At 68.8% G+C, this 19,878-nt stretch carries 22 protein-coding genes and 1 tRNA gene; 18 read left to right on the forward strand and 5 right to left on the reverse strand.

What is annotated here, in order from left to right:
* Position 1: 1 nt before the first annotated feature.
* Both ACN27F_RS19950 and ACN27F_RS19955 read right to left on the reverse strand, forming a co-directional pair.
* The gene (locus tag ACN27F_RS19950; protein WP_421435572.1) at positions 2-535 is read right to left on the reverse strand and encodes a hypothetical protein; all 534 of its coding nucleotides are present in this window, start codon (positions 533-535) and stop codon (positions 2-4) included.
* Between the two features lie 308 nt (positions 536-843).
* Positions 844-2,424, reverse strand: a complete 1,581-nt coding sequence (locus ACN27F_RS19955) for a PepSY-associated TM helix domain-containing protein (protein WP_421435573.1) — start codon at positions 2,422-2,424, stop codon at positions 844-846.
* On the opposite strand from ACN27F_RS19955, the gene ACN27F_RS19960 reads away from it, so the two are divergent.
* The gene (locus ACN27F_RS19960; protein ID WP_421435574.1) at positions 2,345-2,947 is read left to right on the forward strand and encodes a DUF5134 domain-containing protein; all 603 of its coding nucleotides are present in this window, start codon (positions 2,345-2,347) and stop codon (positions 2,945-2,947) included. The genes ACN27F_RS19955 and ACN27F_RS19960 overlap by 80 nt on opposite strands.
* A 17-nt stretch (positions 2,948-2,964) precedes the next feature.
* Positions 2,965-3,141 (forward strand): hypothetical protein, encoded by a 177-nt coding sequence (locus ACN27F_RS19965; RefSeq protein WP_421435575.1) that lies wholly within the window; start codon positions 2,965-2,967, stop codon positions 3,139-3,141.
* A 119-nt stretch (positions 3,142-3,260) separates the two neighbouring features.
* On the opposite strand, the gene ACN27F_RS19970 is transcribed toward ACN27F_RS19965, so the two are convergent.
* Positions 3,261-3,389 (reverse strand): hypothetical protein, encoded by a 129-nt coding sequence (locus ACN27F_RS19970; RefSeq protein ID WP_421435577.1) that lies wholly within the window; start codon positions 3,387-3,389, stop codon positions 3,261-3,263.
* Positions 3,390-3,544: 155 nt separating this feature from the next.
* Between ACN27F_RS19970 and ACN27F_RS19975 the strand changes: the two genes are divergently transcribed.
* The 5 genes from ACN27F_RS19975 to ACN27F_RS19995 all read left to right on the forward strand — a co-directional run bounded on the left by ACN27F_RS19975 (position 3,545) and on the right by ACN27F_RS19995 (position 5,898).
* Positions 3,545-3,620: transfer RNA gene (locus tag ACN27F_RS19975), tRNA-Lys, on the forward strand.
* Positions 3,621-4,017: 397 nt separating this feature from the next.
* Positions 4,018-4,374, forward strand: a complete 357-nt coding sequence (locus ACN27F_RS19980) for a hypothetical protein (RefSeq protein ID WP_421435578.1) — start codon at positions 4,018-4,020, stop codon at positions 4,372-4,374.
* Positions 4,375-4,519: 145 nt separating this feature from the next.
* On the forward strand, positions 4,520-4,747 hold the full coding sequence (locus ACN27F_RS19985) for a hypothetical protein (protein ID WP_421435581.1): 228 nt from the start codon (positions 4,520-4,522) through the stop codon (positions 4,745-4,747).
* Positions 4,748-4,770: 23 nt separating this feature from the next.
* Complete coding sequence (locus ACN27F_RS19990) at positions 4,771-5,244, forward strand: nuclear transport factor 2 family protein (RefSeq protein ID WP_421435584.1); 474 nt, start codon at positions 4,771-4,773, stop codon at positions 5,242-5,244.
* Between the two features lie 63 nt (positions 5,245-5,307).
* A complete protein-coding gene (locus ACN27F_RS19995; RefSeq protein ID WP_421435585.1) occupies positions 5,308-5,898 on the forward strand; it encodes a TetR/AcrR family transcriptional regulator in 591 nt (196 codons plus the stop codon).
* A 206-nt stretch (positions 5,899-6,104) separates the two neighbouring features.
* On the opposite strand, the gene ACN27F_RS20000 is transcribed toward ACN27F_RS19995, so the two are convergent.
* Both ACN27F_RS20000 and ACN27F_RS20005 read right to left on the reverse strand, forming a co-directional pair.
* Positions 6,105-6,662, reverse strand: a complete 558-nt coding sequence (locus ACN27F_RS20000; protein WP_421435588.1) for a hypothetical protein — start codon at positions 6,660-6,662, stop codon at positions 6,105-6,107.
* Between the two features lie 146 nt (positions 6,663-6,808).
* Positions 6,809-7,384 carry a hypothetical protein gene (locus tag ACN27F_RS20005; protein ID WP_421435589.1) on the reverse strand — a complete coding sequence of 192 codons (576 nt, stop codon included), beginning with the start codon at positions 7,382-7,384 and terminating at the stop codon, positions 6,809-6,811.
* 356 nt (positions 7,385-7,740) lie between these two features.
* On the opposite strand from ACN27F_RS20005, the gene ACN27F_RS20010 reads away from it, so the two are divergent.
* The 11 genes from ACN27F_RS20010 (at position 7,741) to ACN27F_RS20060 (ending at position 19,868) form a co-directional block, all read left to right on the forward strand.
* Positions 7,741-9,264 (forward strand): ricin-type beta-trefoil lectin domain protein, encoded by a 1,524-nt coding sequence (locus ACN27F_RS20010; RefSeq protein WP_421435592.1) that lies wholly within the window; start codon positions 7,741-7,743, stop codon positions 9,262-9,264.
* 30 nt (positions 9,265-9,294) lie between these two features.
* Positions 9,295-9,453 (forward strand): hypothetical protein, encoded by a 159-nt coding sequence (locus ACN27F_RS20015; protein ID WP_421435594.1) that lies wholly within the window; start codon positions 9,295-9,297, stop codon positions 9,451-9,453.
* Positions 9,454-9,537: 84 nt separating this feature from the next.
* On the forward strand, positions 9,538-10,530 hold the full coding sequence (locus ACN27F_RS20020) for a sugar transferase (protein ID WP_421435597.1): 993 nt from the start codon (positions 9,538-9,540) through the stop codon (positions 10,528-10,530).
* Positions 10,523-12,175, forward strand: a complete 1,653-nt coding sequence (locus ACN27F_RS20025) for a lipopolysaccharide biosynthesis protein (protein ID WP_421435599.1) — start codon at positions 10,523-10,525, stop codon at positions 12,173-12,175. The genes ACN27F_RS20020 and ACN27F_RS20025 overlap by 8 nt, the downstream gene beginning before the upstream one ends.
* Positions 12,172-13,026 carry a class I SAM-dependent methyltransferase gene (locus ACN27F_RS20030; RefSeq protein ID WP_421435601.1) on the forward strand — a complete coding sequence of 285 codons (855 nt, stop codon included), beginning with the start codon at positions 12,172-12,174 and terminating at the stop codon, positions 13,024-13,026. Before ACN27F_RS20025 ends, ACN27F_RS20030 begins: the two co-directional genes overlap by 4 nt.
* A complete protein-coding gene (locus ACN27F_RS20035; RefSeq protein WP_421435603.1) occupies positions 13,023-13,865 on the forward strand; it encodes a class I SAM-dependent methyltransferase in 843 nt (280 codons plus the stop codon). Before ACN27F_RS20030 ends, ACN27F_RS20035 begins: the two co-directional genes overlap by 4 nt.
* Positions 13,862-15,196 carry a glycosyltransferase family 2 protein gene (locus ACN27F_RS20040; protein WP_421435605.1) on the forward strand — a complete coding sequence of 445 codons (1,335 nt, stop codon included), beginning with the start codon at positions 13,862-13,864 and terminating at the stop codon, positions 15,194-15,196. The genes ACN27F_RS20035 and ACN27F_RS20040 overlap by 4 nt, the downstream gene beginning before the upstream one ends.
* Complete coding sequence (locus ACN27F_RS20045) at positions 15,189-16,400, forward strand: glycosyltransferase (protein WP_421435607.1); 1,212 nt, start codon at positions 15,189-15,191, stop codon at positions 16,398-16,400. Before ACN27F_RS20040 ends, ACN27F_RS20045 begins: the two co-directional genes overlap by 8 nt.
* On the forward strand, positions 16,397-17,683 hold the full coding sequence (locus tag ACN27F_RS20050; RefSeq protein ID WP_421435609.1) for an O-antigen ligase family protein: 1,287 nt from the start codon (positions 16,397-16,399) through the stop codon (positions 17,681-17,683). Before ACN27F_RS20045 ends, ACN27F_RS20050 begins: the two co-directional genes overlap by 4 nt.
* Positions 17,680-18,639: a glycosyltransferase family 2 protein gene (locus ACN27F_RS20055; RefSeq protein ID WP_421435611.1), complete on the forward strand. Its 960-nt coding sequence runs from the start codon at positions 17,680-17,682 to the stop codon at positions 18,637-18,639. The genes ACN27F_RS20050 and ACN27F_RS20055 overlap by 4 nt, the downstream gene beginning before the upstream one ends.
* Complete coding sequence (locus tag ACN27F_RS20060; protein WP_421435613.1) at positions 18,630-19,868, forward strand: glycosyltransferase family 4 protein; 1,239 nt, start codon at positions 18,630-18,632, stop codon at positions 19,866-19,868. The genes ACN27F_RS20055 and ACN27F_RS20060 overlap by 10 nt, the downstream gene beginning before the upstream one ends.
* The last annotated feature ends 10 nt before the right edge of the window (positions 19,869-19,878 follow it).

The following is a 19,878-nucleotide window of genomic DNA, read 5'->3' on the forward strand; positions in this document are numbered from 1 at the left end:
GTCATACGAGCGCTTCGATGAGGACCGTGGCGGCACCGACGATTACGCCGTAGGCAGGGATCAGCAGGAGGGGCCAGGGTACGGGTCGGGGTACCAGGACCCGCAGGTGGAAGAGCCAATCGCGGTATTCGGGCATGCCTTCGGTGCCGGGCAGCACCATGAAGCGTGGTTGGATCCAGCAGAACACGATCCAGTCCAATACCACCAAGTCGAACAGGTTGAGCAGGACAACGAGTGTGCAGCCGACCAGGAAGCCTGACCAGAATCCGGTGTCGGCATCTGGCTCGAATGCCAACGACAACGCCACGCCGATCGCCACGCTCAGGACGAGCAGGCCCATCAGGGCGGACATGATGTGACCGACACGTTCGCCGCGGGTGCTTTTCGGCCCGTACCGGTCCCGGATCGCGGGCGGGTAGTCGTGCACCATCGAATCCGGCGCGATGAGCATCCCGCCGACGAGGATCGCGACGAAGGCAACGGCGAAGATGGCGGACCACACAAGCGTGGTGTTGAGCAAGACAGTCCAGTCCATGGCCTCATCTCATCGTCTGTGACACGGATGCGGAAGCGTCCGTCGACGGTGAACGGGCGACGACGGGTGACGCCGCGCCCTGGCTCGACCAGTTCAACGTCGGTCGGTGATCGGCCAGCCGCCTTGCGCCGGACCTCCGCTTCGCCCGTTCAGCCCGTACGGGTCCCGGTGCGCGAGTTTCGGCCGGTGACTGAGCTGTACCGCCCTAGGCGGGCGGTGACGGCTGTCAGTTTCGACGGCCACCTTCTCGCCGCCGGCAGGCGGCAATCCACGTCGATTGCCCCTGCCCGCCGGGGAGAAGGTCCAGATCAGACCGTACCGAAGAAGGACTTGAGCGCGGGCAGCCTGCGGATGAGGAGCTGGTCCAGCGCCAGGATGACCAGCAGGGAAAGGCCGAACAGGGGCAGGAAGACGCCGAGTACGACCATCGTCGCGAGCAAGATCCAGTTGCCCCAGACCGGGAGTTTCGCACGCGGTGCGGCCAGGCCGGAGGCCGTGCCCCGGCGTGTCCACCACATCATGGGACCGGTGACGCACATGAAGATCACGGCGAGGCAGAAAAGCGTGGACATGATCGTGTTGAAGGTGCCGAGGCGGCGTCCTTCGTGCAGAGCGATCCCCTGCGAGACGACCTTCGCCGTGGCACTGTAGTCGTCGTAGCCGTACTCACCGACCACTTCGCCGCTGTACTGGTCGACGTGGATGGTCGTTTCCTTGCTCACGTCGGATTCGGCGGGGTTGCCGACGTTGTACCACTGGCTGCTCATCACGCTGAACACACCTTCTTCGCCCTCGGGGTACATGATGAGGTACGGTTCGGGTGCGCCCTGTGCCTGAGCTGCGGTGACCGCTTTGTCGATCGAGATCGGTGTGCCGCTACCGGCGCTGGTGCCTTGAGGGGCATTGCCGGAGGCCCATCCGGCCGGAGCGGACTGGCCGTCGGCGTCCTCGATCTGCTGCCGGATGGTGGACTCGGCGCCGGGGTCCTCGCCCCAGAGCCCGGAGCCCCCCTGGGCGGCGATCTGCTGGGCTTGGGTGCCCCACACGCCGGTCCAGGGCAGGCCGGAGAGCACGAGCAGCAGGATGCCGAGGCCGACGGGGAGCCCGACGAGGGCATGGTAGCTGCGGAGCCGGGCGCCGCGTTTGCCCTTCGCCTGTGCGCCGCTGCGGGCGCGGCGGCCGAGGAAGAAGATGATGAATCCGGTGATCGCGAGCACGATGGCCCAGGAGGCGCCGAGCTCGACGATGCGGTCGCCGATGCCGTTCTCGCCGATGAGCAGGTCGCCGTGGATGCGCTCGGCCCAGGTCGAGACGAGCTGATCCTGACTGAGCTCGCCGGTGACCGTGGCGGTGTAGGGATCGACGTAGATGTTGGTGCTGCTGCCGTCCTCGAGCCCTGCGACGAAGAGGGTCGCACGGTCGCCGATGCCGTCTTGAACGGACAGGACGGGGCGATCCGGGAACTCCGTACGAACGGCTGCCTCCTGGGCGGACAGCGGCGCTCGCTCGGCGCCGTCGGCCACCGGCACCTGCAGCACCCCGGGATGGGTCAAGGAATCCACCTCGGCCCGGAACATGTAGACCATGCCGGTGACGGCGAGGCAGAACAGCACGGGTATGACGAGCACGGACCCGTAGAAGTGCCAGCGCCAGAACGCGGCGAACCAGTTGGTCTTCCGTGGCCTGGCCGGGGACGACGGCGCCTCCGCGGCGGCCGGCGTTTCGGTTTCTGAGGCGGTCATCGAGGCTGGCCCTTCTCTGAGATCGTCATGTTGTTCGCCGGAGGATCCTGTGGTACTAGGTAGGGTCGTGCTGGAGACGCCGTGGGTTCCCGTCCTGACGATCGTCTTCGGGCTGACCGGGCTGATCTGCGTCGGCGATCTCGTCATCCGTCGCCGTGGCGTGCCGCGTGACCAGGCGATTTCTGACGCGGAGCTGGTCGACATCAATCACGCCGTGATGAGCGCTGCGATGATCCTGATGGCCTGGCTGATGGTGGTCGGCGTGGTCGCCTGGGCACAGGTCGCCATCTTCGCCATCCTCGCTCTCGCGCTGCTGCCCGCGTACCGGTTAGCGCGTAGCATATCGGAACGTGTCGATGTATTGGGTCACATCACGCAGAACCTGGCGATGATCTGGATGCTGGCGGCGATGCCGACTCTCATGTCGGAGATGGCGATCGGCGGTGGCTCCGGGCACTCGCACGGCGGAGCCGCCTCCGGTGCGGTACCCACGGCGACGCCCGTGTGGGCGGACATGGTGAACGTCGCCTTCGTGGGCCTCACCGCAATAGGTGCGCTGTGGTGGCTCTACCGTGCCGCGATGACGACGTCCGGCCATCGGCTGCATCTGCTGAGCTACGCCGGCATGGGTGCCGGCATGGGAACGATGCTGCTGCTCATGAACGGTTGAGCTCGTCGGTCCGCGATGTGAGCGACACCACCGTCGGATACGCTGCGGTCGACAGGAAGGTCAAATCGGAGGCAGGGAACCGCGCCTTCGCGCTGGACAGCTTCACCGCCGCCGCGTGGCGCGCCTACCTCACCCGCCTCATCGGCCGCACCTGCGGCAGTTGGCCTTCGGCAGCGCCCCCACAGGCCGTTTGACCGGCACGACCCGTCGCGCAACCTTTGGACGGCACCGGACGTGGCCGGCCCCACCGCGCCGGCGCCGTCACTCGGATCGAGGTCGTCACCGAAGGCCTGATGAACCCGCAACTGGCACGTCACCAGAAGACCGGCGAATAGGCGACCAACAGATCCTCGATCTCGACGCCACCGCCGCCCGCCGGCAGCGCCACGCCACCGTTACCCTGGCCTGCCTCGGCCTGTCCGTAGCCGCACCGGTCAACCACCTGCGGCGAACAGCGTGGCCATCATCGACGTTGCCGGGTTGGTGGACCGCCAACCGCGACACCGCCACCGCCGCGTTCACCGAAAGGCCAAGGCCGTCCACCGGCGCGAGGGGCCACCTGCACGACCTCCACGTTGCGGTAGTGTTGGACTTTGCGGGCTGTTAGCTCAATCGGCAGAGCAGCGGACTTTTAATCCGCGGGTTCTGGGTTCGAGTCCCAGGCGGCCCACCAACGACATGTGAGCCGGGAAACGTGAATCCGTTTGGGCGGTACCCGAACCACCTTCGCGAGATGTGAGCTGACCTGGGAAAACGTGCGTATCCACGGTGGAGCAGCCGGGTTCATGCGGCGGCCGAGTGTTCCGACGGCGCATCGATCGGCCGACCAGTTTTGTCGGAGGGTTGGGTCCGGTTCGCGCAAGCGGTCCCCGCGCGGCGCTTCGGATCCTGTTCGGCACTGCACCCGACGGCGGCCGGCTACGTCGATGAGCTGCCGAGACTCTAACTGGGCTGGCAACGCGGAGCGTGCGCTGGCCGACCCGTAAGGCGTGACAGTTGGTGGCAAGCGGATTGCGGTAGGTGGGGGCGCGGACTCATCGATGGGACGATTGGACGTGCAGGGTGGCCGTATGCCAGTCCAGATCCGTGGCCTTGACGTTCCGGCCCTGTTGCTGTCCCTGCTCAGGGAAGGTAGATGGCAGCATCCCGGTGAAACCGTCCTTGCCCGGACGATGCCGTGGTTCGAGGATCCGCTGCACTTTCTCGCCAGCGTCGGGGCCATGGCGCGCGAGTCGAGCTCATTGTTCTCGCTCACCGAGGACAACGCATCGGTCCAGCTCTTTAGGCAGGCGCGAGGCAGCGAGCAGTCCGAGCCGGTCGACCTACCATGGCTAGATATCGATAAGGCGTTCCTCGTCGCGGTGAACGCACGGCCGGGCGACGACGTGGCCATCGCGCTCGCTCTTGTGGTCGCGTTCGCCCTGTAAGGAGGGCTTGCGGAAACGGGGCCCCAAACTTCCATCGCCTGACCAGAATCCTGTTGGCGGCGTGAGCGGATGCTAACGGAGCGCGATGATCCGGTAGCGAGATGGATTGGTTGTCCGCCGGCACTACCGCGAGGTGCCGTCCCGGGTGGAGCACGAGGCGACCGACCTGGCGCTCACGCTGGTGCCGCTTTTTGCCGCGTCGCACGCCTGGTCCGACGACCACCACCAGGAGATCGAGGCCGCCCGCGACCGCTACACCGGTCTGTCGATCGCCCGAGCTTGCTTTTCGCGACAACCCGTCGCATACTTTTGCGACAGGTTGTCGTGTCGCGTCCACTGTCACGGCGCCGCCCGGGTAGCCGTGGCACGGTGACGCGGAGAGGAGAGGGCTGGGAGATGAGTGCGCTCGCGGACCGCGCGGATCTGATGGAGTTGTTCGGACGCTATGCCGACATCCCAGACCGCAGAGAGTTCAACGGACTGCCGGGGCGGGTCTTCACCGATCCGCTGACGCTCGACTTCTCGTCGGTAACCGGCATTGCGCCGATGACGACGCCGTTGCGGGACTACGTCGAGATTCTGCGCGGCGCCTTCGCGCCCTTCGCGGCAACGCATCACGTCATCACCGGCCATGTCGTCGACCTCGACGGCGACCGCGCGACGGTCCACGCACACGTCAGGGCTGAACACTGGCTGTCAGACGAACTCGCCGCAGGCGGCCCCAACCGTTGGCTGGTGGTGGGCTTCTACGACAACGAAGCGGTCCGCACCCCGGACGGTTGGCGCTTGACCCGCGTGCGGCTGACCGCGACCCACCAGGAGAACTCCCATCTGGCGGGTGTTGCCGCCGGCACTGGACACGCCACCTGACGGCCAGGACAGAATCACATCGTGCCGCGGATACGGGCAGACAGCGTCCAGGAGCACCACGAGATGGTGTGGGCCGAGATCATTGAGGCCATTCGGCAACTACTGACGGAACGCGACTACGACTCGATCAACATGGGTCACATCGCGGCCCGGGTCGGGATCGCACGTAACACCCTCTACAACTATGCCCCGGACAAAAGCGCGCTGGTACGGGCCGTGACCCACCGAGCGGCCACGCCCATGCTCGATCGGGTGGCCGCCATCGGTGCACGGTCCGCTGACTCCGCGACCGATCGGATGTTGGAGATCATCGGTACAGTTCTGGACGCCTGCACAGACCAAGCCCTGCAGTTGATGTTCCGTCCGGGTTCCGGTCCGCTGCTCCAGGAGATACCCAAGGGGCCTGACGCCCCGTTCGAAGCCGTCATCGCCGAGGTCGAAAACGTCGTACGAGATGGCATCACACGCGGCGAGTTCCGCGACGTCGGCGACGTGCGCCTCGCCGTGGAACTACTCTCCGGAATGATGCACGCCGGCGCCGTACGCATCACCCGGGACCCGGCAACATTCACGGCCACCGTAGCCGCGGCACAGAGGGCCATCCTCGCATCCCTCCGGAAACACCCGGACCGTTCAGACACCGGGCATCGATAGCTGACCACATCTGAACCTACCGAACAAACCAGGGCCCGCCGCGGTCCCCGTTCTCCCATCCGCTCATCGGTAAATTGATCATGAGAGCCAAGTCGGGAGCGAAGCGCCGCCCCGGCCGCGCGCCGCCGCGCGAGCGCTTTGTCCGTCGCGCAAGGTATCGCCGATGCACGAGATATCGTCACGTCCACAACGTGGGCGCGGGCTGGTCAGCCGTTGGCGGCGACGCTCAGCACCAAGCTGGCGAGGCAGGCGATGACCAGCGCGACCGTGCCGGCGACCGCGCTCATGATACGCCGGTGCTTGGCCAGGGCGATCGCAGCGAGCAGTTCGTTGAGAGCCCATGCTTCGACACATAGATCGGCGGTCGTTGATCCGATCGTTGGCCGGCGGACTCTATTGGCCAGCGAGGGAAAGGCGAAGCGGTTGACCGGGTTGGGCGGCGTGAGGCGTGGCCGCAGGACTGCGGCCAGCTGCAGACCTGTCACTGCCAATGCGACGGCCGACACGCTCAGCGCCACGATGAGAGCGACTGCGGTAGGCGATGATCCGCTCACTCCGGATCGGAGCTGCTCGGCTTGTGTGATCATGAGTGTCACGACGCCGGACACCAGCACGGCGAGCATGCCTCCCTTGCCGTCCGCGTGCTGGATGTTTGCCTGGAACGAGGCCGCCATCGCGCAGGCTACTTCCAACTCCTCCTTGGGCGTCAGGAGACTGTCCGTTACGGGTGTCACCGACGTCGAACTTGATTCTTCGGTCGACATCTTGCAATAGCACCAGGAATTGTTCCGGGGAACTCCGTCATCCGAGGCAATCTCCGAATTTCTCGCGCCGACCGGCTGACCCTTGGCCTCGGACCGCCCGTGATCAGGCAATCTTAGCATTTCACGTTCGGTAGCGGCTCAGGACGCTATTCGACGAGCTCCACGAGGGCGCGGCGGATCAGGAACTTGCCCGGCTCCCGCACCTGCTCGAAGGCCGCGTTGTTGAGCAGCACGCAACTCCCGGACGTGCTGGTGACCTCGACCGTGATGCTCTTGCCGTTGTCCAGATTCGTGACCTTGAGGGTGGTCCCGATCTGGAAGGTCCCGCTGGACGCGGCGGGCGCGGCGGCTTCGTTGAACAGGGTGACCGTCGAACCCTGGCAGGCGACCCCGCTGGTGGCGGGTGCACCGTCGTCGGCGGGTGCGGTCTCGTCCGCAGTCGCTGCCGGATCTTCCGTCTGGACGTCGTCGCCCGCTTGGCCATCGCCCGCTTGGACGTCGGCCGTGCAGCCGGCGGTGGCCCGGCGCTGTTGGATCAGGTCCACCACCGCCTGTCGGTTGGCGACCCGGGCGTCGGTGAGCGCGTCCGGGTTGGCCCGTTGATCGGCGATGAAGGTGAGGTTGTTACGCAGAGCGGTGTCCAGGCCGTCACAGTTCTCGCCGGCGTTGCCCAGTCCTGTGCCGACCGCCAACCCGCCGGCGAGCAGCGCTGTCGCCGTCACCCCGAGGAGGATCTTCCGGCCCCGGCCCCGGCCCCGGCCCCCTGGCCTGTCCCGCCTGTACATCCGACACTCCCTGATCGTCGCGCTGCCCGGTCGCAGCTATCGATCAGTACGTGTGTGGCCGCTGGACGGATCTGCCCGGCAGTTCAAATGTTAGTTAAGTCGCCAGTTTCGGCCCGATCGGCGTCCCTGCGTCCGGGGACGTCGAACCGGTAGCCGACTCGTCACCGACCCGGCTACCAGGAACAATCGACCCAAGTGGATGTTGACAGAGCGACGACAATTAGTAAACTTTGTTGCCTGAGAGCGCTCTCAGCCTTTCCCTGCCGCCGACGTACCTCCTGGAGGTCATGCAGATGAATCGCAAGCTGAGTGCGCTGCTGGGCTTGGCCCTGGGTGCCAGCCTGCTCGCGACACCCACGCCGGCCGGTGCCGCACCGATCATGGACGCACCGACAGTGGACCGGGCCGGGCCGCCGGCCGGCCAACTCGCCGCGCTCCGGCGGGACCTCGACCTTACTGCCGACCAGTTGACCGTACGGCTCGCCGTCGAAGCCACCGCGCCATCCATCGAGCGACGACTGCGGTCAGAGTTGACCGACGCGTACGCGGGCACCTGGGTCGCCGCCGACGGGCGTACCGTGGTCGTCGGAGTGACCGACCCGGCGCGGGCCGGCGCGGTCCGCGCGGCCGGGGCCGAACCTCGGACCGTCACCCGTAGTCTCGCCGAACTGGAGCGACTCACCGTCGGACTGGACCGCCGGGCGGCCACAGCCGGTGCGGCCGTGCACGCCTGGTACGTCGACCCGGTCAGCAACACGGTGTCGATCCAGGCCGCCAGCGCCGCGGCAGCCACCGACTTCGCCCACGCCGCGGGTCTGCCCGCCGAGGCGGTGTCGGTGCTCGTCAGTGCTGACGCCTACCGGCCGGTCTACGACATCCGGGGCGGTGACCAGTACGTCATCAACAACAGCGTGCTCTGCTCGATCGGATTCGCCGTCGCCGGTGGGTTCGTCACCGCCGGCCACTGTGGTGGTGTCGGCGCGACCACCGCCGGCAGCGGGGTGGCGCAGGGAACCTTCCGTGGCTCGTCGTTCCCCGGCGACGACTACGCCTGGGTGCAGACCAACGCCAACTGGGTACCCCGGCCGTTGGTGAACAACTACGGCGGCGGCACGGTCAACGTCACCGGCTCCCAGGAGGCGGCCGTCGGGGCCGCGGTCTGCCGCTCCGGGCGGACCACCGGGTGGCGGTGCGGCACCATCACCGCGAAGAACGTCACCGTCAACTACTCCGGCCAACTCGTCTACGGCCTGGTTTCCAGCACCGCCTGCGCCCAGCCCGGCGACTCCGGCGGAGCCTTCATCGCCGGCACCCAGGCGCAGGGTGTCACCTCGGGTGCCGGCGGCACCTGCGGCTCCGGCGGCACCACCGTCTACCAACCGGTCAACGAGATCCTTTCCCGCTACGGGTTGTCTCTGACGACCACCGGCGGCGGGTCGACCAGCCGGCTCATCGGGTACGCGGACAAGTGCATCGATGTGCCCAACTCGAACGGGGTCGACGGCCAGTACCTGCAGTTGTACCACTGCAACGGCACCAACGCGCAGAACTGGACCTTTCCTGGTGACGGCACGATCCGGGCGTTCGGCCTCTGCATGGACGTGGCCTGGGGTTCGACCGCCAACGGTGCGGTGGTCCAGCTCGCCCACTGCAGCGGTAACCCGGCCCAGCAGTGGGTGCTCAGCGGTGCCGGTGACCTGGTCAACCCGCAGGCGAACAAGTGCGTCGACGTGCAGAACTGGAACAGCGCCGACGGTGCCCGGCTGATCATCTACGAGTGCCACGGCGGCGCCAACCAGAAGTGGCGTCGCGGCTGAGGCCGGGCCGGCCGAAGGAGACCGCGACAGGTGCCCGGGCGGGACGACGACGTCCCGCCCGGGCACCACCTGCCACCGACCAGACAACTCGGTGAGCGCCAGCGCGCCGACATCTTCACCCGGCACCTCGCCGTCGCTCGGGCTGCAGAGTCACCTTTTCTCCAGTCAGGCACCTACGAGCCGGATTAGCGCGTATAAAGTCCCTATGTCGCATTAGCTGGTTATGTCCATGCGGCGCGGATCAGGGGGCGATGGATGCTGGACTCTGCAGACATGTCGGTACCGACCGTCACCGTGCCCGCGCCCGGCTCCGCCGGTACGTCGAGCTATCGGGCCGACCAGTCGTCCGGCGGCGAGGCGTCGGGAGCGCGCGGCGGGCGGGTCCTGGTCCTCGAAGGAACTGGACCCGGCACCCCGGCCGACCACCTCGACAGGGAGTTCGACGTCGCGGTCCGACTCCGTGGACCGGTCGACCCGGAGCTCCTGCCGGACCTGCTCGCCCACTATCGGCCGCGACTGCTGTTGCTGAAAGATTCTCTCGACATTATCGACCTACGCTTGATCGCCGCCTGCCGTGCGTACCAGATCCCGATCCTCGTGCTCGCCCGGCCGGTGTACGGTCTCTTCCGGCCCGCCCGACTGCGCCGCTACGGCGGCCTGCCGTGGTTCCAGCTGCGGCCGGGGCCGGGCATTCCCGGTGACGTACGGGCCAAGCGGGTGCTCGATCTCCTCCTGATCGTCCTCGCCGCACCGGTGCTGATTCCGCTGCTGCTGCTGGTCGGTACGGCGGTGGCCATGACCGGACCACCGCTCTACCTGCAGACCAGAGTGGGCGCGGGCGGCAGACCGTTCAAGTTGGTCAAGTTCAGGACGATGCACGTCGACGCGGAGTCGAGCACCGGGCCGACGCTGGCCACCGCTGACGACAGTCGGATCACCAGACTCGGCCGGATCCTGCGGCGCACGCGTCTCGACGAACTCCCGCAGCTGTGGAACGTGCTCCGGGGGGAGATGAGCCTGGTCGGTCCACGACCTGAACGCCCCGAGTTCATCGGGGACTTCCACCAGCTCCCTGACTACCACCTGCGCCATCTCAGCCGACCAGGCCTGACCGGCATCGCGCAGCTGACCGGGGGCTACGCGGCCACCGTCGAGGAAAAGCTGCGCTGCGACCTGCTCTATCTGCACTGCCGGTCGCTGCGGCTGGATCTGACGCTGCTCATGCTCACCGTGGTGGAACTGTGCCGGGGGTTCCCTCGTGGCTAGCGCGACGACGACGGGGGGCCGGGCCGCCCGCAACACCGCCGGCATGTTGAGCGCCCGGCTGGTCGTCACGGCCACCGGCCTGGTGACCCTACCGCTGGTCTACGACCATCTCGGCGGTCGGAAGTTCGGCGTCTGGGTGCTGCTGACCGCGATACTCGCCGTGCTGGCAATCGCCGACCTGGGGCTCGGATCGGCCATGGTGCGGGAAGTCGCACGGGCCGACGACAGCGGGCCGTCGCTGCGGCGGGTCCGCGCCGTGCTCGGTCTGGGCGTCGGCTGGGCCATGCTGATCACCGCGCTGGCGGCCGTCGTACTCGTGGTGACCTGGCCGTGGATCAGCCGACTCTTCCACCTCGGTGAGATCGCCGGGGAGGCGCGACGCGCGACGCTGTGGCTGCTGCTGGGGCTGCTGTTCGGCGGCGTCGAACTGCCCTGGCGGGCCGTGCTGGAGGGTACGCAACGTCACGGCACCGCGGCCTGGCTCGGCGCGGGCGCCGCACTCGCCGGTGGCCTGCTGACGGTGCTGGTTCTGCGGGCGGGCGGCGGTCTGGCCGGGCTGGCGGCCGTCACCGCGGTGACCGGCGTGCTGCGCACCGGCCTCACCGCCGCCGTCGCCCGACGGCTCAGCCCGGCATACCGGCCGCGGCTTCGTGACGTTCGCCGCCGGGACCTGCGGGTCGTGACCGGGTACGGCCTACGGGTTCAGGCGACGAGCGCGTCCGGGGCGGTCAACACCGAACTTGACCGGTTCGTCCTGAGTGGTGTCTTCGGACCGGCCACCGCCGGGCACTTCGATCTGGGCGCCCGGCTGCTGAACCTGCTCCGTCTGCCGCCCGGGTTCGCGTTGGTCGCGCTGTTCCCGGTGGCTGTCGCGGGGGCGGCCAGATCGGGGACGGCGTGGCTCGACAGGTTCTATCTGCGGACCACCCGGCGCCTCGCCACCTTTCTCGGACCGTGCACCGCCGCCGTCGTGGTGTCGGCGGACCCGCTGGTCCGCCTCTGGATCGGACAGCCGGTGCCCTGGGCAGCGACGAACCTGGCGGTGTTGGCCCCGGCGTACGCGGTCAACCTCGCCCTCGGCGCCGCCACGATCGTCACCCGCGCCGAGGGACGTCCGGGTCGCGAGACCCGGTACATCCTGTTGTCGGTGCTGCTCAACGTCGCGCTGACCGGTCCGCTGCTCTGGCTGTTCGGGCCGCTCGGTGTGCCGGTGGCCACCGCGGTCGCGATCGTGACCGCCTCGGGCTACTTCCTGTGGTACTTCCACCGCTGTACGCGGCGGCCGGTGGCGCCGGTGCTGCGGACCATCGTCCGGGCCGGTGCCAGCAGCCTGGTCGCGGCCGTGGTGGGCGGGGTCACCGCGCCGCATCTGCCGGACGGCGACGGCCGGGCCGGAGCGGCGCTCGCGACGTGTTGCCAAGCCGGCGTCACCCTGCTGGTGGCGGTCGCGCTGCTGATCGCCGTGCGGCTCGTCGGCGCCCGGCTGGGTGCCGTCCGACCGGGCAGCGCTGCCAGCCGGCCGGACCCGGGCGACCCGGGCGCCTGGGGCGACCCGGTCTATTCGGGCGTCCGGGGCGCCCGGGTAGACGTCGGGTCGACCGAGCCGGCTCCGCTCCGGCAGATCGACCAGGTGGGCAGCAGATGAGCGTCAGCGCCGACACCTGCCTGGTCTGCGGGCCGCATTCGGGCAGTACGCCGATCCTCGGCGGCCAGCTGCGCAACTGCCGAGACTGCGGCTTCGCCTGGACCGTGGGCGCGGCCGAACCGACGCCCGAACGATACGACGACGCCTACTTCGAAGGCGGCGGGTACGAGGACTACTTCGTACCCGCACCGCGCCGGTTCGAAGCCGCCCGCCGGTTGCGGTGGCTGCGCTCCATCGTCCGGCCCGCCACCCTGCTCGAAGTCGGTCCGGCCGGCGGGTTCTTCCTGGAAGCGGCCCGCCGGTGTGGCATCGCCGCGTACGGCATCGACGTGTCCGGGGCGGCGACCCGGTACGCCTGCGAACGCCTGGGCGTGCCGGTCCGGCACGGCAGCTTCGAGTCCATGGTGCCGCAAGGCCGGGTGGACGCGGTGTGCGCGTTCCACGTACTCGAACACGTGGCGGATCCGTGGCGGTTCCTGCTCGCCGCCCGCGCGGCGTTGCGGCCCGGCGGCTCGCTGGTGATCGAGGTCCCGAACATCGCTTCGACGGCGGCCCAGCGGCTCGGCACCGCCTGGCCCGGTCTGCAGCCCGAATTCCATCGCTGGCACTTCACCCCGGGAGCGTTGGCACACCTGGTGACGGCGGCCGGGTTCCAGGTGGTCCGGCAGGACACCACGGTGTTCCGCTACTACATGCCGGTCCGCTACCAGCTACGGCACGCCCACCGGCTGTTGCCGGACGACTGGTCTACGAGGCGCTTGGTGCGGCTCGTCCATCCGCGACGCGGCGACCTGATTCGCCTCGTCGCCCAGCTGGCGCACAGCGAAACGACAGGAGAACCGAACCGATGACCATCGACGAGACGGTAGCCACCGGCTGCCTGCTGTGCGGTTCCACCGGGACCGGACAACCCATCACCGAGGGCCTGCTGCGGCGCTGCGCCACCTGCCAGTTCGTCTGGACGGCGGGCGACCTGCCGCCACCGGAAGAGTTGTACGACCGTGCCTACTACGAGACGGACGGGTACCAGGACTACTTCGCGTCCGCCGGACAGCGGCGCTTCGAGTCCGCCCGGCGGCTGCGGTGGCTGTGCTCACGGGTGCGTCCGGCCGACCTGCTGGAGGCCGGCTCGGCCGGTGGCTACTTCCTCCGGGCGGCACGCGATGCCGGGATCGACGCCAGCGGGGTCGAGGTGTCCGCCGCCGCCGCCAGCTTCGCCCGCGAGCACCTCGGCGTGCCGGTACGGACACAGCGTTTCGAGGATCACGAGCCCGGCACCGCGGTGGAGGCGGTCTGCGCGTTCCACGTACTCGAACACGTAACCGATCCGCGGCAGTTCCTGGCGGCGGCCCGGGCGGCGCTGCGGCCAGGCGGCTGGTTGGCACTGGAAGTGCCCAACATCGCCTCGGCGGCGGCCCGGCGGCTCGGCAGTGCCTGGCCGGCGATCGCTCCTGAGTACCACCGCTGGCACTTCACACCGGAGTCGCTCAGCCGGCTGCTGGCCGAGACCGGCTTCCGGGTGGTCGGCCAGGACACCATCTTCTCCCGCTTCTACTGGCGGGCACCGGCCCGGCTCCGGCAGGCCCGCAACCTGCTGGTCGCCGACTTCGCGGCCAGCCGGTCACTGCGGGTCAGCCACCCGTACCTGGGCGACCTGTTGCGGATCTTCGCACGCCGGGAGGCACGATGACCGACTGGACCGTGTCCATCCTGCTGGTCAGCTGGAACACCCGGGAGGAGACACGGGCGTGCCTGGACTCCCTGCCCACCGGAATCAGTGACGACCTGCGCTACGAGGTGGTGGCCGTCGACAACGGCTCACGCGACGGGTCGGCCGAACTGCTGGCCGGCTATCCGCAGGTGAGGCTGCTACGCAACGAACACAACCTGGGGTTCGCCGCTGCGGTCAACCAGGCGTACCGGCATGCCAGTGGGGAGCTGATCCTGCTGCTCAACAGCGATGTCCGATGCCATCCAGGTGCCCTCACCACGATGGTCGATCACCTGCGGCGGCACCCCGAGGTGGCTGGCGTCAGCCCGCTCTATCTCAACCCGGACGGCACCTTTCAACAGCACTACGTGAACCTGCCCAGCTTCGCCGCCACTATCGCGCTGGTCACCGCGTTGCGGCGGCTCCCGGGCTTCCGCCACGCGCTGCACCGGTTCCAGATGCGCGGGGGTGACTTCAGCCGGCCGCGGTTGCTGGCCTCCGGCAGCTGCATGCTACTGCGCCGGCAGATCCTGCCTGCGGACCGGATATTCGACGAGCGGTTTCCGATCTACTGGAACGACGCGATGCTCGCCCGCAGCCTGCGGGACGCTGGCCACCAGTTGTGGATGATCCCGCACGCGGTGGTCACCCACAGCAGAGGTGCCTCCTGCCGTCGGCTCGGGGCGACGATCCGGTACCGGCACCTGCTCGGCAGCCTGGTCGAATACCTCGCCCTGACCGAGCCCCGGTACAAGCTGACCGTGTTCCGGGCGGCGGCACTCGTCGACCACGCGGTCAAACGACTGTGTGGCCGCCCGGTTCCGCTCGGGCTGGGTGATCTCCGCGCAGCCCTGCGCGGCGACGTCGGCGCGCTTCCCGACGGCGACATCCGTGACTGGCTGGTGATCGTCGAGGAGTCCGGCGGCCCGGCGGCCACCGAGCCGGCATGGGAGCCGTACGCGGGGGCACCCGGGGCCGCGCACGAACAGCCGGACAAGCGGGTCCTGCTGGTACGCACGACGTCTCGGGTACGCCCGCCCTGGCGGCTGTCGGTACGTACGGAGGACCGCACCACCTGGCACGCGACCCTGCCCGCCGTGCTGCCCTTCGGGCGTTACGTCCGCTGGATCGACCGGATCAACCTGCGACTCGGCGCGGGGCGACTGCGGCGGTGGCTCGACCGCCATGCCGGTGCGCGGGTGCTGTACCTCGCCAACGAGCGCGCGGTCGCGATGATCGGGTATGTCGGCGAGGACGAGGTACGGCAGCCGGCACCGCGGCTGCCGGAGCCGGAGCCGGTCCATGCCTAGGCGAGGTCGGACCCGGGCGGCCGGGCCGTCGTCCGAGGCCGTCGGTGACTGGGTGGTGATGTTCAGCTCCACCCGATGGCAGCTCGGCGCGCACCGTCAGCACGCGCTCGCCCGTGAGATCGCGGTCGATCGGCGAGTGCTGTTCGTGGATCCACCTGGACAGCGTCCGAGCTGGCGCATGTCCGTCGTACAGGTGGAACGCAATCTGTGGCATGCCGTGGTGCCTGCGGCGATGCCCCTCGGCCGACAGGTGCCACCGGCGAACCTGGCCAACCGCCGCTGCGCGGCGCTGCTGGTGCGCCGGTGGCTCGATGACCGGCCGGGGCGCAGGTTACTGTGGATCGACGAGGACCTGGCCGCACCGGTAGCCGGCCAGCTCGGCGAGGACGCCGTCGTCTACGACGCGACGGACCTCGACTGGACGTTCACCCGGCGCTGGAACCGGTGGCATCTGCGGCGGGCGTTGCATGCCGCGCTGGCCGCCGCCGATCTGGTCCTCACCTCGTCATCGGCGCTGCCCGCCCGGATGCCGCTCGGCGACCGACCGGCGGTCGTGCTGCCGAACGGCTGTGACCCGGTCCAATTCGGGCCGGACGGGCCGGTGGTCCCGTGGCTGACCCGACCACCCGGGCCGGTGCTCGGCTACGTCGGCGCGGTCGACACCCGGGCCTTCGACAGCGAGTTGGTCGCGCAAATGGCGGCGGCCCGGCCGGAGTGGACCTTCGTGCTCGCGGGGCCGGTGACCCGCACCGGGCGTACCCCGCTGGCCGGGTTCCCCAACATCGTGCTGACCGGCCCGGTCGCGTTCGCCGACGTACCGTCGGTCCTGCGCGGTTGCGACGTCGCGATCATCCCGTACCGGGTCGGTGCCCTGATCGACTACGTGCACCCCAAGAAGTGCTACGAGTATCTGGCGCTGGGCAAGCCGGTGGTGGCCACCCCGCTGCCGGCGCTACGGGAGCTCGATGCTCCGATCCGGCTCGCCGCCGGACCGCAGCGGTTCGTCGCGGCGGTCGAGGCGGCGCTACCGACTGCGAACTGCCCGACCGAGGCAGCCCGGCGTCGCGCCGCGGCCGTCGCCAACAGCTGGTCGGTGCGCGGCATCCAACTGCGCGCGCTGCTGACGGAGCTGACGAGACCGACGGAGCCGGCGAGACCGACGGAGCCGGCGAGACCGACGGAGCCGGCGCGGGTGCCACGGTGACTCCGGTACGCGCGGCACGCGGCATGGGCACAGCACTGCTGCCGATGGTCTTCGCGACCGCGGTCGTGGCGGCGATGACCCTCTCCCCGGGACTGCTCGGCCTCGTCGTGGCCGGTGTCGCGGTCTGCTGTGCGGCGTTCGCGCTCTGGCCCTGGGCGGTCCTGCCGGTCACCGTCATCGGGGGGACGACCGCCGGAGTCGGCATCGGCGGTGGCGACGTCACCACCATCGTCGCCACACACGCGGCCATCCTTGGCGCCGGCGGGCTCGCCGTGTCGCTCAGGTTGACGTTCCGGGTGGATTCGGTCCGCCGTACCGCGGCAGACGTGCCGATGCTCGGACTCACCGTCTCGGTCGTGCTGGCCGCGGTGTACGGTCTCGCGCTCGGAAATCCGGCGCGGGACGTGCTGGTCGGGGCATACCAGATCGCGGTGATCCCGATCTACTTCTGGGTCGCGGCCCAGACCCTCGCCAGCGACCGGCGGCTGCGCGCCGCCGCCGTCCTCTACCTGGTGCCGACCGTCGTGCTGACGGTGCTGGCGCTGGTCACCTCCAGCCAGACCGGTGGGTTGATCGCGCTGCTCGCGGTCCCACCGCTGATCGTTCTCGCCGGGCGTTCGACCGGCTGGAGCCGGGCCGGTTTCGCGGTACTCGCCGGACTCTTGCTGGCGGACGTGGTCGTGTCGATGTACCGGGCGCTGTGGCTGGCCGCGGCCGTCGCCGTCGTGGCGATGCTGATCTGGGGCGGGCGGACCCTACGCGGCGGGCTCGGGGCGACGGTCGCGGTGGCGGCCGTCGGGGTGGTCTTCCTGGCACTGGCCTCGGACATCGGGGACCATGTCGGCGCGTTGACCCTGGAACTGCAGGATTCGCCCGGCTACCGCAGCGCCGAGTCCCTGGTGGGAATGAACGTATTCGTGGAACGACCGCTGACCGGTGCCGGACTGGGGCAGTCGGTGCAGGACATCTACCTGCCCGCCTTCGCCAAAGCGGATGTCGGACCGGTCTACCACGCCTTCTACGTGACCGTTTTGGCGAACATCGGAATCTTCGGTCTCATCGCCGTGCTCTGGCCGCTTTACCGGGCGCTGCGTAACGGATTCCTGTACCGTAACGGGATAGCATTTGGGTTTGCCGCGCTCACCTGTGGATTTCTGGCAGGAGCCGTATTCGCCGGACCGACCGCCGGTCACTGGGAGCTCGGTCTGTTGCCGGCGCTGACGCTGATAGCGGGAGATTTGGAAGGCTTTCGACCGGCGGCGCCGGTGGGGATGGAAACATGACTGGACCAGAGGCGACTGCAATTATCGTGACCCACAACTCACAGCGCCACATCCGTGCCTCCCTGGCCGCGCTCAGGCAGAGCCGGATGCCGACAGTGGTGGTGGACAACGCGTCCGCCGACAATACCGTGCCGATCGTGCGGTCGGAGTTTCCTGAGGCGGTGCTGCGGACGAACAACGTCAACGTCGGATTCGCGGCCGCGGTCAACCAGGCGCTCGGCGACGTACGGACCGGGATCGTACTGCTGGTGAACCCCGACTGTGTCTGTCCGGCGACGACGGTGGATGCCCTTCTCACGGCGCTGCGGGAAAACCCGGGCACGGGGATCGTCGGACCCCGGCTACGCCGTCCCGACGGGCAGATCGCCATCAGCGCCCATCCGTTCGAGTCGTTGACCACCGTGGTCGCGTCCCGCTTCGGCGGCAGCCTGCTGCCGGTACGGCTGCGCCGGCTGGTGTCGGGCGCAGCCCGCCGCGCGGCGTACGACGCGTGCCGGAACAACGCTGAGGCGGCCCATGTCGACTGGATTTCCGGAGCGTGCATGGCCGTGCGTGTCGACCTGCTGCACCGCATCGGTGGGCTCGACGAGGGCTATTTCCTCTACTACGAGGATGAGGAACTTTGCCTGCAGGCATGGCGTAACGGAGCTGCGGTGATGTATCTACCGGCGGTCGAGGCGATACACGTGGGCGGTGGCAGCAGCAGCGACCCTTCCGGCACCTGGCCGCATCTCTACCGGAGCATGCTGCGTTTCTTCGCACGCCATCGGCGTTCGACGCTTGCCGCGGTACGTGTGGCTGTCCTGCTGCGCTCACTGATCGGTATCGGGACTGCCGGGATGCGGATCGTCGTGCAGCCACGCGCCGGTGCGGCGCGCGCCCGGGCCTGGTCGAGTATCTCGCGGATCGCGCTGTCCGGTAGGCCCGAGAGATCCTGGAGACAGAGATGCACGTAATGATCACCGTGGTCGGAGCGCGGACCGAGCACTGGACAGAATTGTTCGCTGCCTTGTCGGATCGGCCTGGGGTGGCGGTGACGCTGGTCGCGGCCGACGTTTCCGAGGTCAGCCGGGTGGAACTGGGCCGGTTGGCCGAGCGATTTTCCAATTTCCGTCACCACATCGTCCCGCACCTCCTTGGGGAGAAACGCACCGGCCACATGGCTTCGGTGCTGTTCCGGACGGACGTGAGTCGTTATCCGCTGTGTCCGCCGGACGTCGTACACATCATCGGCGAGGCTTCCTACCTGTCCACCTGGCAGGCCATCCGTTCCTGCCGGCGTCGCTGGCCAGGCGTCCCGATCACGCTGTACGCCGCACAGAACATCGTGATCAGATTCCCGATGCCGTTTCCCACCATTGAACGTCGAACGTACCGCCAGGTGGATCACGCGTTTCCGATCACACCGGCCGCGCTCTACGTGCTGCGGGCCAAAACCTATCCTGGTGCCGCGTCGGTGGTGCCGCTGGGCGTGGACACGGAGGTGTTCCGGCCGCGACGCGTCCCGGTTGACGGTCGGCGCTTCACGGTCGGCTTCGTCGGCCGGCTCGAAGCGCACAAAGGCGTGTCCGATCTGCTCCGGGCAGCCGAGTCGATCGACTGCGACGTCACGTTCATCGGCGCGGGCAGCCTCCGACCGCTCGTCGAACAGGCTGCCCGGCAACGACCGGGCAAAGTGACGATCCACCCCTGGGTCGACCACCATCACCTGCCGGACCACCTCAGCCGGATGGACGTGCTGGCGCTGCCATCGGTGGAGGTGGTGCAGCGCAACGTCCTACCGTGGGTGGGCATCCCGCTGCGGGAACAGTTCGGTCGCGTGCTGGTCGAGGCGATGGCCTGCGGTACGCCGGTCGTCGGTAGCGACGTCGGGGAGATACCGCACGTGATCGGCAGCGCCGGTCTCACCTACCCCGCCGGCGACTGGAGCATGCTTGCCGATTGCCTGACCAGGATCCGAAACGATCCCGGCTGGGCCGCCGCGCTGTCCGCCAGCGGGCTGGCCCGGGTCGCGGACCTGTTCAGCTGGGCACGCATCGCGGAGGCGATGTGTGCGGTGTGGTCTGGTCTCGGCGACCGGGCGAGTGGCGACCGGGCGAGTGGCGAACTGTCCGAGAGCGCACCGCGACCGGGACAGCCGTCGCTGGCAGCGAGCGTGGCACACCGGCTGGAGGCAGGATCATGACATCGTGGTT

It is taken from the genome of Solwaraspora sp. WMMB335, assembly GCF_049179075.1.
In the GTDB taxonomy this organism is placed as follows: Bacteria; Actinomycetota; Actinomycetes; order Mycobacteriales; family Micromonosporaceae; genus Micromonospora_E.